This window comes from Cryobacterium sp. TMT2-14, assembly GCF_004402465.1.
Lineage (GTDB): Bacteria > Actinomycetota > Actinomycetes > Actinomycetales > Microbacteriaceae > Cryobacterium > Cryobacterium sandaracinum.
This window is the reverse complement of sequence record NZ_SOFV01000040.1, coordinates 130,454-143,690: the sequence shown is the minus strand read 5'-3', so window position 1 is coordinate 143,690 and position 13,237 is coordinate 130,454. Positions and strand designations below refer to the sequence as shown.

The following is a 13,237-nucleotide window of genomic DNA, read 5'->3' as shown; positions in this document are numbered from 1 at the left end:
AAACTAGACGCTATGGCAGCCGAGCTCACCGCTGCCGGCTTCACCGCGAGTGCTTACCCTGCTGATGTCCGCACGCCGGCGTCGCTCGAAGCTGCCCTTAAGCGTGCCGCGGCAGAGCTCGGGCCCATCACCGCGCTGCAGTACAGTCCGCTCCCATCGCGCGACTACCTGAAGCCGGTGCTTGAGATGACTCCCGAGCTGGCGCTAGAGGCCCTGCAGTTCTCGACCCTCGGGCTCATCCACGCGGTGCGTACGGTGCTCCCAGCAATGCGGCAGGCAGGAAGCGGCAGCATCATCATGATCAACGGCGGAACCTCGGTGAAGGCCCGCGCTGACTTCGCAGGTACATCGGTCGCCTTCCCGGCCGAGAGCGCCTACGGCGAGATGCTCCACGACGCGCTCGAGGGTGAGGGAGTCCGTGTCAGCCAACTCGTGATTCCGGGAGGCATTCCTCAGCTTCAGCTTGCCAACGGCATCGACGGCGTCGCCGATCGGATTTGGGACCTCCACGCCGTTGCCGGACCATTTCGAACGATGCTCATCCCGCTTGAGGAAGGCAGAGAGTAGGGGGCACTACGCTGCTGGCAGCGACGATGCGGAGACAGCCAGGAGGGCGCGAAACGTGGCTCTAAAGGTTGCTCCGCGATGCCACTCCGTGGATTTCGCTTCAACGTGTAGCCCGCTCCGGGTTGGGCATGACAACGGTCGAGAGTCTGTATCCGTCCGACCTGGTGCGGGAAGTGGGACACAACGTCATGTCTGTGGCGTGCGTCGAGGACGAGGAAGGTGAGTTGATCCAGCTCGTCCCGACGTTTGAGGGCGCGGCTATGTTAGCGAGAACAAGTCGGTGGGGGCGAGGATTTTTTCGATGATGCCGGTGTCTCGGCCGGTGAAACCGATCACGCCGTAGGTCATTGGCAGTCCGTAATCCGGAATCGCGCCTGAGAATGACGACGGCATGTCGAGGGTGACAGAGTCGATCCCGAAGGTTTCGTCAAAATGCACTTGATCGGCAGGCTTGCCGTCAGCAGTTGACTCGAAGTCCTGCCCGGTCTGGTTGCCGTTGACATCCTCAATGGCGACACCGTTGGTGGCCATGGTTCCGGATGCCCTGACCTGAAAGGCGGGGTTGTACGGGCCCGGCCGCGGATTGAAGTCTGCGTCAGGACGGTTCACCCCAATCGTGAAGCCGTCCCATTCCGTGAGTTCGGCCCTTGGGTAATGGGAGGACTCCTCCACCGATTCTGACGTCGGCTCGCCGAGAAGGCCCCTGAGTACGGCCACAGCTGCATCCCCATCGCTCTGATAGTTCAGCGATGCGAGGACCGTGCCGTCGGCTGTGACGATATCGGTGGCTTCGGCGCCGATGATTATGGTTGCCGGCAGCGCGGCAGGTGTCGCCGATGGAGTGGGTTCCGGTTCGGGTGTTACCGTGGCGGTCGCGACCGGGGTCGGTGACGATGCGGCGACATCGCCTTCGACCTGGTCGGTGCTGCATGCGGCAAGAATGAGCAAAGCGGCGGCCGCAATGACGGTCAGAGCCAGCGGTCGGCGCATTACAAAGTCCTCCAGGTTGTGATGTTGGGGTTGGTCGGAGCCTGCTTGTTCCCCGCGCGGCTTCGGTCGATTCAGGGCTCCGGGGCATAGCCTCCGTTCATTCACGCTCCCCCAGAAGTGGTCACTCGCAGTGGCCGGAACGTCTCGTACAGAGTCTCTGGCTCCCGGAGCCTCACCGCGAGATACTGTGTCCTCTCACCAAGAGTGAAAACCTCACACGCCCCAGTTAGGTGAGGGAGAGCGGAATTCGGTGATAGGGCCGAGTGGGTCGGCGGCGATGAGCCAGACTGAAAACGTCAGTTCTGACAGGGAGTCCAAGGGTGGGAGCGGCACGAGACCAACGAAGATGTCGCGTCTGCTGCCTTGTGGGCGCGCGGTGTCGGGGTGTCGTGCCGCGATCTCGGCGGCATCATCTCCAACAGCGATTCCGTCGACGGTGCTGATCTGAACACCGTTCACGGCGGACGAGGAAACCTTCACCCAGGTGTTCGGTTCATGTGGTGACGTCCCGCCTGGCACACCATCCACGAGGACGAAATCGCCGTCCCATGGAGTAGGCGACTCAGAGCCCGTAGGCAGGATATCGCCCCAGATGTAATTGGTTCCCGGAGGCACCTCACTGCCGCCCTCGAAGTGCTCTGAGGTAGGTGCGCTTCCGAAAGCCGTGGACAGACCGGCAACCAACTCGCCGGCAGGTTGAAAATAATCGAACGTGGACAGGGTCGTGCCGGACGCGTCTCGAAGTTCGATCGACGTTGCAGTGATGAGGAGGTCCGTCACAGGGGCCGGAGCTGACGGACGCGCCGCTTCAGTGCGGCCCGGCGTTGCCGTTGCTGTCGCCGTCGGCGTTGCTGTTGCCGTCGGGCTTTCGCCGCCGAGGACGGGACCCGGTGGGCCGGAACATCCGGTCAGAAACAGACCTGCAATCAGAACCTGCAATCAGAAACAGACCTGCCAGCGCTTTGCCGAACTTATTTGGCACCCCGTGAACGGTCGGACTTCCCCCGATGTCGCCTTGGATCTGACTGCAGTCGGGACATCGTTGCACAGATTACGTGTCGGCGGCCTTCGTGGGCGGGGCCATGTCTTTCGGTGACGGAACGTGGTGAAGTTCCGCTTCAACGTCTAGCCGAGTTCCGGCCGCAACTGTTTCCGTTTCGGACAATTGTGGCCGGTGCACGGGGCGCAGTTGTCCGTTCCGGCACCAGTTGCGATGGCGAAGCTCGTTGCACTCGAGCGAGTCGTGATGGTCTTCCTTGGCTTGGCCGGCTGAGTTATCTGGTAGTCGTAATGCGTTTTCGTGCGGTGATGCGGTGGAGCTCCGCTTCAACGTCCAGCGCGTTGCGTGTGGCGTGTCGATCGACCGTGCCCGCGGTCGCGGTCGCCGAGATCGACAGGTCCGGTCGAGTCCCCCTGGTGTTGTGGGGCGATCTCGACCGCAGCCGGCGAACTCCGCTGCCAGCGCTCTCAGCGGGGCATCCGGCGCGTGAGAATTCGCGGTAGGCCTCGCTCGACGGAGCCGGCACGGTGGGGTGTGGCTAAATCAGGAGATCTGTCGCCCGGGGATGCCCCCAGACTGGTCTTTCAATGTAAATACCGCCGCGGGCCGGACAATTCTCCTGAATTAGCCACCGCGCGGGGCTCCCCGCTTCAGCAAATCGTGTTGCAGGGAACGGGGAGATCCCTCGGCCGACACCTCGACTTCTCCGCGGACGAGCAACAGAATCGGGATCGGGGCCACGCTCGATGAACTCAAAACCGCGTAACCCGACGCTCACGGACCAGAGCGACTGCTTCCGCCCCCTCAACCTTCCGCCCCCTCAACCTTCCGCCCCCTCAACCGCCCGCGACGCACAGGATGACGTTGCCTCTCTTATGGCCGGCCTCGACGAAACGGTGCGCCAGAGCGATGTCGGTCAGGTCGTACGTCCAATCGATGACCGCCAGGAACAGACCCGACTCGGCAAGGTCGACTGGGTGCGCGAGGGCATCCGCGGTGCTGTCGATGTTGCCCGCGACGACCCTACTCCCGCTCCTCCTGGTGTGCCAAGCGGCCAGAGGCAGCCCCCGGAGATCGGAAACGACGAGCAACAGGGCGCCGCCCGGAGTGAGGCACGCCGCAGCGCGTTCAAAGGAGGCGTTCCCGACGCAATCCATGATGACGTCGTAGGTTTGCCCCTCGAGCAGGAAATCCTCCGTTGTATAGTCGATCACCCGGTCGGCGCCGAGCGCGGTGACCAGCTCGCGGTTGGCGCCGCTGCACACACCGGTGACTCGCGCGCCCATCTGCTTGGCGAGCTGCACCGCCGCCGTGCACACGGCACCGGATGCGCCGTTCACGAGCACGGTGCTGCCCAATTTGATCGCGGTGCGACTGAAAAAAGCATGGGCGGTGGTCCCGCCGGAGACGAGAGTCACGGCATCCGTGAAGGTCATGTTCCGTGGCTTCGCCGTGATCGCGCCATCCTGCGGGATGCAGACGTATTCCGCGTGCCCGCCGAATCGGCTGCCGAGCATCGCGATCGCCTCCCACCCGGCAACCTGCCCGGCAGAGGCGCCGAACTCGCTTGCAGTCGTCGAACTCGGCGCACAGACCCGCTGCACCCGACCGGGTGACTGCGCTCACACGGCAGTTGGCAACGGGAACGTGGCGAGCACCGTGCGGCCGCTCGCCGCCGATCGGGGCGCCATGTCCACGAGGGCGATCTGGGTGAGAGCGAGCCGCTGGCCCTCGTGCACCCGGGCGCCGTTCTTGATCGTGATGTGGGCCCGGAAGCCGGGACCCGTGAACGCGGGCTCGTCGGGGATGGAGGCAAGCGGCCGCACAGCCTCGATGAGGGCGCGGTGCAATCGGGTCAGGCGTGGATCGTCCCCGACGAGCGTCACCGGCACGTCCTCGCGCCGGCCGAAGAGCGCGTCGGCACCCGCGACCGCCGTGAGGGCGGTGCGGCCGGATGCCGTGGCGGCGACGACGCCGGAAATGACATCCGCGATGACGGATGCCGCGACATCCGTGTGAAAAGGGGGCAGCACGGTGATGTGCAATGGCCATTCCGACACCGGGAAGCTGTCGCCGGTGCTGAGCGCCGTGAGCGGGAGGACGACGACGAGGCGGGACATCCGCCGAGTCTAGGGGAGTCCCGCCGGCGCGCCGCCGGTGGCACAATGGGCGCATGATTCTGTACCTCACCGGCGACGACGCCGCCGACGCCCTGCTCAGTGATGACCCCTTCGCGCTCCTCCTCGGGATGCTGCTGGATCAGCAGATCGCGATGGAGACCGCGTTCGCCGGTCCGGCCAAGATCCGCGACCGGATCGGCACGCTCAATCCGGCGACCATCGCCGGCTTCGACGCCGACGCACTCGTCGAGGTGTTCCGGGCCACGCCGGCCGTGCACCGCTATCCGGGCTCGATGGCCGCTCGCACGCAGACCCTCGCGGGTGTGATCGCCTCAGACTGGAGGGGTGATGCGTCCGCCCTGTGGACCGCCGACTCCCCGGACGGCGCCGAGATCCTGCGGCGCCTGAAAGCGCTCCCGGGATTCGGCGAGCAGAAGGCGAAGATCTTCCTTGCCCTGCTCGGCAAGCGTCAGGGGCTCGTCGCGGAGGGCTGGCGCGAGGCCTCCGAGCCCTATGGCGAGAACGGCTCGTTCCGGTCCGTCGCCGACATTGTCGACCCCGAATCGCTGACCCGGGTGCGGGAAACCAAGCGCGCGGCAAAGGCCGCGGTCAAGAAGGGGTAGTCATGGTGCGTCTGCTGATTCGCACGGCCATCTTCATCGGCTTGGGCGCGGCCGGCCTGGTGTCGACCAGGTCACCGAGCGTGTAGCGGCTGCGCGCCATCCGCAACCACCTGCTCAAGCACCACGCTGTCAGGCGAGGGGTGTTCACCGACGTGGCGCGTACCGGATCGGCCGACCCCCTGCCGGAGAACCCCGCTCTTCCGTGCTCCGAGGGGCCGTCATCTGTCTTCCTGCTATTGACCTTTTGACTGGGGGCATACTCTATGCAAAGATTCAGGAAACTCGTACTAAATTTTTAGACAGCAGTCAGCTAGGCAGTTAAATGACTGATCAATCAATAAACACAGCAAAGCTCTACAGCACGGCTCTTTCCTGTTCTTTCTCGCTTATTCGGAGGACAACGTGATTCCCGATTCCCTCACCCAGATTCAATACGACACCGTCTACAACGTGTTCTCGCTCGTCATCGCGTCACAGCTGTTCACGTCGATCTTCATCATCATCTCGCTCAAGCGGGTCCTGCCCCGGTACCGTCAGGCGATGACCGTCGCGGCCATCGTCTGTGCGATTGCCGCCTACCACTACTTCCGCATTTTCGACTCCTTCAAGGCGGCCTTCGTCACCGAGGCCATCGGCGGGGCGGGCAACTATGTGCAGGTCGCCGGGGAGTCCTTCAATGAGGGCTACCGCTACGTCGACTGGCTGCTCACGGTTCCCCTGCTGCTGCTCGAACTGATCGCGGTTCTCGCCCTGGCCCGCAAGGTGCAGACCAGTCTCCTGTACCGGCTCATTCCGGCTTCGGCCCTGATGATCATCCTCGGGTACCCCGGCGAGCTCAGCGGGGACAACGGGGTGCGCGGAATCTTCGGTCTGCTCTCCACCATCCCGTTCGCATACATCCTCTATGTTCTGTTCATCGAACTGACCAAGTCCCTCGACCGCCAGCCGCGGAGTGTGCGCCGCACGATCAGCCAGCTGCGTCTGCTTCTGCTGCTGACCTGGGGTGTCTACCCGATCGCCTACCTACTGCCCATGCTTGGTATCGACGGCTCGGATGCCTGGGTCGGCAAGCAGATCGGATACTCGGTCGCCGACATCCTCGCCAAGGCCCTCTACGGTCTGATCATCTACCGGATCGCGCGGATGAAATCGTTCGCGGATGATCCGGCGTTCGCACACCTCGAACTATCGGTCGATGAGGCCGAGGAGATCGCCGCCCCGGTGCACGTGCGGAACAAGTAGGCCTACCCGGCCACCTGCTCACCGCCAGCGGGCCTGGGCCGATCGCGATCATTTTGATCGTGACCGGCCCAGGCCCGTTTCGCTTTCTGCTGCCCCTCAGGCAGGGTCTAAAATCAGGTGTGCTCATCGCTCTGAATGACGGAACCGCGGATGCCGTGGTGCGGCGCCATCTGCACCACCTGGTCGACGACGAGGTGCGGGCGAGCCCGAGCATCCGGGGTGGCCAGACCAGCGCCGACCGTGCCCTAGCGGCATTCTCGGTCGCGGGCTATGCGGCCAGGCGCAGCCAGGTGCTGCCGGAAATCGATCGCGGGGCATCCCGGCTATCACCGTACATTCGGCACTCCCTGGTGCCGCTTAGCCGGGCTTGGGAGCACGTCGCAGACGGACCTGCCCGAGATACCCGCAAATTCCGGGACGAGTTGCTCTGGCAGGAATACGCCCGACATCTCTATGCGCGTGTGGGTGTGGCCCTGCACCGAAACCTGCGCTTTGCGGCACCCTGGGCCGGAGAATTCGAACCCCAGGCCTGGCCGAACCGGATGCACTGCATCGACTCGGTCGTGTCGGAACTGGAAACCGACGGCTGGCTGGTCAACCAGACCCGGATGTGGCTGGCCTCCCAGTACACGGTCCGGTCTGGCGCGGGGTGGCATGCCGGCCAGGAGGAATTCTACCGGCACCTGCTCGACGGCTCCCGCGCTGCCAACCTCCTGGGCTGGCAGTGGACCGTGGGTGCCGGCACCGGCTCCGCCTACGGCTTCGCCCGCTGGCAGGTTGAGAAACGAGCGCCGCAGCTCTGCCGGGACTGTCCGCTCGCCCGGGCCTGCCCGATCGAGCAGTTTCCGGTGGGGGCAGCGCCAGTGCCGGTGACGGATGCGCCGGCGAACCTCACGCACGATCCGCACCTGTCCGACACGCAGGGGCCTACCGACGTCGTGCGCCGCCGCGCACCCCGGTCGGTGCTGCTGACGGTGGATTCCCTGGGCGACGCCGATCCGGCCCTTGCGGCGCATCCCGCACTCCCGGCCGCCTTCGTCTTCGACGAGCCGGCCCTGGCCAGGCTGCGGCTCTCAAGCAAAAGACTGATCTTCACCGTGGAAACCCTTCAGGATCTGGCCCGGCGTCGCGAGGTGGTCGTGTACCTGGGTGACCCGCGAGTGATCGTTCCGGACCTCGACGCAGCAGTCACGTTTGCACCGGTACCCAGCTTTGCGCGGTACGCGGAGGGCGCGGCCGCGCTGCATCCGTGGCCGTGGCTGGTGCCGCCGCATAGCGGATCGGTGGCCAGTTTCTCGGCCTGGCGCCGTGCCTCGGCCGGCGTCTAGAGTCCGAAGTCGAGCGTGCGGGCTAGCGGCCCTGGCGGCGCTTGCCGGGACGCGGCTGGCCCTTCACCTCGGGCGCGCGGCCCTTGCCCTTCGCCGCCTTGGCCTTTCCGCCCGCCGGAAGCGGCGGCTTCCAGGACTCACCCGAGGCGGCCAGCTCGGTGCGGGCACCCGTGAGAAATAGGTTGCCCGCCGCGGTCAGCCGGGTGGTCTCCGTGGTTCGGTCGATGAGCACGACGCCGATGTTCGCCTCGAGTTTTGCGATCGAGGAGCGCAATTTCGGGGTGGAGATATTGAGGTTCATCGCGGCGCGCGGGAAGTGCAACTCCTCGGCGACGGCGATGAAATGCCGGAGGAGTGTGATGTCCACGGAACGCCTTTCTGTGTGGGCCGCACGAATCGCGGGCGAAGTGACAAGGGTACGCGTTCCCGCTGGAGGTGTCGCCGGGAGGCAACGGAAGCGGCCGCACCGCGCTGCCGGGCCCGCACGCGCTAGGCTCGGAGCGCACACCCTCAAGTGAATATAGGGCCATCAAGGTCGATGCGGGAGAGTTCGGCGCCCTCAGGCAGTCGAACACCGAAGGAGCAATCCTCCCCGACAATCTCTCAGGTACTCGTACCGCATCGAACTGGCCACTCTGAAAAGTAGTCGCGGCTCGACAGCGGCTCGCCCACGGTGAAAATCGCGCCCGACCAACGGCTGCGGTGAAGCTCTCAGGCCTGACGACAGAGGGGGAGTTCCCAGGGGTACGATCGATCGATCGCGCCCCGGAGATTCTTGCTCGGCCCCCGGCCGGCGACAACCTGGAGAACTCATGACCTCGGACACTGAAGCCCACACCGATTCAACCCCCACGGTGGAGCGGTTCTCCCCGCTGCACCTGGCGCACGTGGATGCCGGCGCCAGTTTCACGGACTTCGCCGGGTGGCAGATGCCGGTGCGCTACTCGAGCGATCTCGCCGAGCACCACGCCGTGCGCACCAGCGCGGGCATTTTCGACCTCTCGCACATGGCCGAGATCCTGGTGGCCGGGCCGGACGCCGGAGCGTTCCTCGACTATGCCCTCGCCGGCCAACTCTCCACGGTCGACCTGCTGCAGGCCAAGTACAGCCTCATCCTCAACCGTGCCGGCGGCATCATCGACGACATCGTCGTCTACCGCACGGCCGAGAACGAGTACCTCGTCATCGCCAACGCGGGCAACCGTTTCCCGGCGGTCCAGGCGCTCACGGCCCGGGCCACCCGCTTCGACGTCACCGTCACCGATCAGAGCGACGACGTCGCCCTGATCGCCGTGCAGGGGCCTAATTCGCGCGCCATCCTCGAGGCCACGGCGGACCTCACGGTCGACGGCGACCTGTCAGCGCTGAAGTACTACCGCGCCCTGGGTGGTACCTTCCAGGCCGGCCGCGTTCTCATTGCCCGCACCGGCTACACCGGTGAAGACGGCTTCGAACTCTATGTCGACGTGCCGGATGCCGCGGCGCTCTGGGACGCGCTCCGCGCGGCGGGCGCCTCTTTCCACCTCGTGCCGGCGGGGCTCGCCAGCCGCGACACCCTCCGTCTCGAGGCCGGCATGCCGCTCTACGGCCACGAACTGAGCACCTCGACCTACCCGGCGCAGGCCGGACTCGGCCGCGTTGTGAACCTCGCCAAGGAGGTCGATTTCATCGGCCGCGAGGCCAGCGAAGAGGGTCCCAGCGCGGAGGCGCGCGTACTCGTGGGACTGGAATCTGCCGGCAAGCGTGCCGGGCGCGCCGACTACCCGGTATATCGCAGTGCCGACGCGACCGTGGCCGACGGCGTGATCACGAGCGGGGCGCTGTCGCCGACGCTCGGACATCCGATCGCCATGGCCTACGTGGCTCCCGGCCTGGCGCGACTCGGCACCCAGGTCTTCGTCGATGTGCGCGGCACCCGCATCCCCGCAACTGTGACCGCCCTTCCGTTCTACAAGCGTCAGAAATAGTCCACCCCTCGAGAGGAACACCCCCATGGCCGAACAGTCTGAACTCCAGTACACCGCCGAGCACGAGTGGGTTCTCGTCGACGGCGACACCGCCACCGTCGGCATCACCGCCTACGCCGCCGACAAGCTCGGCGACGTCGTCTTCGTCGAGTTGCCAGCCGTCGGCAGCGATGTCGCCGGCGGCACCGTCGTCGGCGAGATCGAGTCCACCAAGTCGGTCGGCGAGCTCTTCGCCCCTGTCACGGGCACCGTCGCCGAGACCAACGACGCCGTCGTCGAGAGCCCCGAGCTCGTCAACAGCGACCCGTTCGGCGCCGGCTGGCTGCTCAAGGTCACGTTCGCGGAGTTGCCTCCGCTCCTCAGTTACGCCGACTACTCCGCCCTCATCGGCGAGTAACGAAAACGAAAAGCCAGGTTCCGCACACATGTCACAGCCCTTCACTCAGCGCCACATCGGCACGGATGCCGACGCGCAGTCCCGCATGCTGTCGATCCTCGGTTACGACTCGGTCGACGCCCTCGTCAACGCGGCCGTGCCCGAATCGATCCAGGTGGACCAGTTCCGCACCATCGGTGATAGCACCCTGCCGCCCGCCGCCACCGAGCGGGAGGCCATCGCGGAGTTGCGGGACCTCGCCGGCCGCAACACCGTGAAGCGGTCCATGATTGGTCTCGGCTACTACGACACCGTCACCCCGGCCGTGATCAAGCGCAATGTGTTCGAGAATCCCAGCTGGTACACGGCCTACACTCCGTACCAACCCGAAATCTCCCAGGGCCGTCTTGAAGCGCTGATCAACTTCCAGACCATGATCGCCGACCTGACCGGACTCTCCACGGCCAACGCGTCCATGCTCGACGAGTCGACCGCCGTGGTGGAGGGCATGCTCCTCACCCGTCGGGCGTCGAAGTCGAAGTCGACCCGTTTCCTCGTCGACGCCGACGCGCTGCCGCAGACGAAGGCCTTGCTGGGCAATCGCGCGGCCGCCGTCGGGATCGACCTCGTGGAGGTCGACCTGGCTGGGTCCGCTGAGGACCTCGGCGAGTACTTCGGTCTCTTCGTGCAGTACCCCGGCGCATCCGGCCGGGTCTGGAACCCGGCCGGCGTTATCGCCGCCGCCCAGGCGCAGGGGGCGCTCGTCGTCGTCGCCGCCGACCTGCTCGCCCTGACCCTGATCACCTCGCCCGGCGAGCTCGGCGCCGACGTGGCCGTGGGCACCAGCCAGCGCTTCGGCGTGCCGATGGGCTTCGGCGGTCCGCACGCGGGTTACATGGCCGTGCGCAGTGGCCTCGAGCGTCAGCTTCCCGGCCGCCTGGTCGGCGTCAGCGTTGACGCGGCCGGCCACCCGGCCTACCGCCTGTCGCTGCAAGTGCGTGAGCAGCACATCCGTCGGGACAAGGCCACCTCGAACATCTGCACCGCCCAGGTGCTGCTGGCCGTGATGGCCGGCATGTACGCGGTCTACCACGGGCCCGACGGCCTGCGGAAGATCGCCGCCCAGGTGCACGAGCGCGCCGGGCAACTCGTCGTCGCTCTCCTCGCCGCCGGTGTCGACGTTGTCACCGCGACGTTCTTCGACACGGTCCGTGCCTCCGTTCCGGGCCGCGCCGCCGAGATCGCCCGGGCCGCCTCCGCCAGCGGGGTCAACCTCTACCTGGTCGACGCGGACACCGTCGGCATCGCCGTCGACGAGACGACGACTCTCGCGGATCTCGCCCTGGTCGTCGGCGCGTTCGGCGGGCGGGATGCCTTCGGCCTGGTGGACTTCAGTATGGTCGAGGCCGGCCTTCCGCCCGAACTTCATCGCACCAGCGAGTTCCTCACCCACCCGGTGTTCAACACGCACCGCTCGGAGACGAGCATGATGCGCTATCTCAAGCGCCTCGCCGACTTCGACTACGCGCTCGACCGCGGCATGATCCCGCTCGGCTCCTGCACCATGAAGCTGAACGCGGCCACCGAGATGGAGGCCGTCAGCTGGCCCGAGTTCGGCGGGCTGCACCCGTTCGCGCCGCGTGCCGACATCGAGGGCTACCTGGAACTGATCCGGCAGCTCGAATCCTGGCTGACGGATGTCACCGGCTACGACTCCGTGTCCCTCCAGCCCAACGCCGGCAGCCAGGGTGAACTCGCCGGGCTCCTCGCGATCCGCGGCTACCACCTCTCCACCGGGGATACCCAGCGCACGGTTTGCCTGATCCCGTCCAGCGCGCACGGCACCAACGCGGCATCCGCCGTGCTGGCCGGCATGAAGGTCGTCGTCGTCGCCTGCGACGAGCTTGGCAACGTCGACCTGGACGACCTGCGCGCCAAGATCGCGAAGCACGCCGAGAACCTCGCCGCGTTGATGATCACCTACCCGTCGACGCACGGCGTCTACGAGCACGAGGTCGGCGCCATCTGCACGGCCGTGCACGACGCCGGCGGCCAGGTCTACGTCGACGGCGCCAACCTGAACGCCCTGCTCGGTTTCGCCCGTTACGGCGACTTCGGCGGCGACGTGTCGCACCTGAACCTGCACAAGACGTTCTGCATCCCGCACGGCGGCGGCGGGCCGGGCGTCGGTCCGGTCGGGGCCAAGGCGCACCTCGCTCCGTTCCTGCCGGGGCATCCCCTCGCTCAGAGCGACGAGCACTACCTCCTCGCCTCCGGCGATGCGGCGGCGGTCGACGGCGGTGTCGATGAAAGTGGCGGCACGGTCGGCGGCACAGTGGGCGGCACGGTCGTGCACTCCGGCGGGCCGGTCTCGGCGGCGCCGTACGGCAGCCCGAGCATTTTACCGATCTCCTGGGCCTATGTGCGCATGATGGGGGCCGAGGGTCTGCACGCGGCCACCGGCGCCGCGGTTCTCGCGGCCAACTATGTGGCCAAGCGCCTCGAGGCTCACTACCCGGTGCTGTATTCCGGTGACAACGGCTTGGTCGCACATGAGTGCATCCTCGATCTACGCCCGCTCACCGAGGCCACCGGGGTCAGCGTCGATGATGTGGCCAAGCGACTCGTCGACTACGGCTTCCACGCGCCGACCATGAGCTTTCCGGTGTCCGGTACGCTCATGATCGAGCCCACCGAGAGTGAAGACCTGGGCGAGATCGACCGGTTCGTCGAGGCCATGATCGCGATTAAGGCCGAAGCGGATGCCGTAGCCGCCGGCCGCTGGCCTGCCGAGGACAACCCGCTGCACAATGCCCCGCACACCGCACAGTCGGTGATCGAGGGGGAGTGGACGCACGCCTACGACCGTGAGACCGCGGTCTACCCGGTGCGCAGTCTCATCCGTGGCAAGTACTGGCCGCCGGTGCGCCGCATCGACAACGCCTTCGGTGACCGCAACCTCGTCTGCGCCTGCCCGCCCCCCGAGGCCTTCGAGTAGACCGCCACTCCCTAACGAATTCGACG

General features: G+C 66.3%; 12 protein-coding genes and 1 riboswitch. Of the genes, 7 read left to right on the top strand and 5 right to left on the bottom strand.

The genetic code is table 11. The features are described from left to right. Positions 1-567, top strand: a 567-nt coding sequence (locus E3O28_RS14030; protein ID WP_134416511.1) for an SDR family NAD(P)-dependent oxidoreductase, incomplete at its 5' end; no start/stop codon positions are given. Positions 568-825: 258 nt separating this feature from the next. Here E3O28_RS14030 and E3O28_RS14025 read toward each other — a convergent pair. The 4 genes from E3O28_RS14025 to E3O28_RS14010 form a co-directional block, all read right to left on the bottom strand. Then, positions 826-1,557 (bottom strand): hypothetical protein, encoded by a 732-nt coding sequence (locus E3O28_RS14025; RefSeq protein ID WP_134416509.1) that lies wholly within the window; start codon positions 1,555-1,557, stop codon positions 826-828. Positions 1,558-1,770: 213 nt separating this feature from the next. After that, positions 1,771-2,337: a hypothetical protein gene (locus E3O28_RS14020; RefSeq protein WP_134416507.1), complete on the bottom strand. Its 567-nt coding sequence runs from the start codon at positions 2,335-2,337 to the stop codon at positions 1,771-1,773. Between the two features lie 1,056 nt (positions 2,338-3,393). Then, on the bottom strand, positions 3,394-4,074 hold the full coding sequence (locus tag E3O28_RS14015) for an NAD(P)-dependent alcohol dehydrogenase (RefSeq protein WP_134416496.1): 681 nt from the start codon (positions 4,072-4,074) through the stop codon (positions 3,394-3,396). 105 nt (positions 4,075-4,179) lie between these two features. Beyond that, positions 4,180-4,677, bottom strand: a complete 498-nt coding sequence (locus E3O28_RS14010) for a 2'-5' RNA ligase family protein (RefSeq protein ID WP_134374720.1) — start codon at positions 4,675-4,677, stop codon at positions 4,180-4,182. A gap of 53 nt (positions 4,678-4,730) precedes the next feature. Between E3O28_RS14010 and E3O28_RS14005 the strand changes: the two genes are divergently transcribed. The 3 genes from E3O28_RS14005 to E3O28_RS13995 all read left to right on the top strand — a co-directional run bounded on the left by E3O28_RS14005 (position 4,731) and on the right by E3O28_RS13995 (position 7,870). Next, positions 4,731-5,300 (top strand): HhH-GPD-type base excision DNA repair protein, encoded by a 570-nt coding sequence (locus E3O28_RS14005; RefSeq protein WP_134374718.1) that lies wholly within the window; start codon positions 4,731-4,733, stop codon positions 5,298-5,300. 402 nt (positions 5,301-5,702) lie between these two features. Continuing rightward, positions 5,703-6,542 (top strand): bacteriorhodopsin, encoded by an 840-nt coding sequence (locus E3O28_RS14000; protein ID WP_104100872.1) that lies wholly within the window; start codon positions 5,703-5,705, stop codon positions 6,540-6,542. Positions 6,543-6,661: 119 nt separating this feature from the next. Continuing rightward, complete coding sequence (locus E3O28_RS13995) at positions 6,662-7,870, top strand: FAD-binding domain-containing protein (RefSeq protein WP_198411612.1); 1,209 nt, start codon at positions 6,662-6,664, stop codon at positions 7,868-7,870. A gap of 22 nt (positions 7,871-7,892) precedes the next feature. On the opposite strand, the gene E3O28_RS13990 is transcribed toward E3O28_RS13995, so the two are convergent. Further along, on the bottom strand, positions 7,893-8,237 hold the full coding sequence (locus E3O28_RS13990) for a LysR family transcriptional regulator (RefSeq protein WP_134416494.1): 345 nt from the start codon (positions 8,235-8,237) through the stop codon (positions 7,893-7,895). Between the two features lie 164 nt (positions 8,238-8,401). Beyond that, positions 8,402-8,499, top strand: a riboswitch (glycine riboswitch). 183 nt (positions 8,500-8,682) lie between these two features. Here E3O28_RS13990 and gcvT point away from each other — a divergent pair. From gcvT to gcvP, 3 genes are read left to right on the top strand one after another with little or no spacing between them, the layout of a single operon-like run. Next, positions 8,683-9,837: a glycine cleavage system aminomethyltransferase GcvT gene (gene gcvT, locus E3O28_RS13985; RefSeq protein WP_134416492.1), complete on the top strand. Its 1,155-nt coding sequence runs from the start codon at positions 8,683-8,685 to the stop codon at positions 9,835-9,837. A 25-nt stretch (positions 9,838-9,862) separates the two neighbouring features. Then, positions 9,863-10,234: a glycine cleavage system protein GcvH gene (gene gcvH / locus E3O28_RS13980; protein ID WP_104100875.1), complete on the top strand. Its 372-nt coding sequence runs from the start codon at positions 9,863-9,865 to the stop codon at positions 10,232-10,234. A gap of 28 nt (positions 10,235-10,262) precedes the next feature. Beyond that, positions 10,263-13,211: an aminomethyl-transferring glycine dehydrogenase gene (gene gcvP, locus E3O28_RS13975; protein WP_134416490.1), complete on the top strand. Its 2,949-nt coding sequence runs from the start codon at positions 10,263-10,265 to the stop codon at positions 13,209-13,211. The last annotated feature ends 26 nt before the right edge of the window (positions 13,212-13,237 follow it).

What these genes read in the sequence shown, in the direction of transcription:
- E3O28_RS14015 (WP_134416496.1), bottom strand. Translation starts at nt 4,074, where the DNA reads ATGCTCGGCAGCCGATTCGGCGGGCACGCGGAATACGTCTGCATCCCG.
- E3O28_RS14010 (WP_134374720.1), bottom strand. Translation starts at nt 4,677, where the DNA reads ATGTCCCGCCTCGTCGTCGTCCTCCCGCTCACGGCGCTCAGCACCGGC.
- gcvT (WP_134416492.1), top strand. Translation starts at nt 8,683, where the DNA reads ATGACCTCGGACACTGAAGCCCACACCGATTCAACCCCCACGGTGGAG.
- gcvH (WP_104100875.1), top strand. Translation starts at nt 9,863, where the DNA reads ATGGCCGAACAGTCTGAACTCCAGTACACCGCCGAGCACGAGTGGGTT.
- gcvP (WP_134416490.1), top strand. Translation starts at nt 10,263, where the DNA reads ATGTCACAGCCCTTCACTCAGCGCCACATCGGCACGGATGCCGACGCG.
- E3O28_RS14005 (WP_134374718.1), top strand. Translation starts at nt 4,731, where the DNA reads ATGATTCTGTACCTCACCGGCGACGACGCCGCCGACGCCCTGCTCAGT.
- E3O28_RS14025 (WP_134416509.1), bottom strand. Translation starts at nt 1,557, where the DNA reads ATGCGCCGACCGCTGGCTCTGACCGTCATTGCGGCCGCCGCTTTGCTC.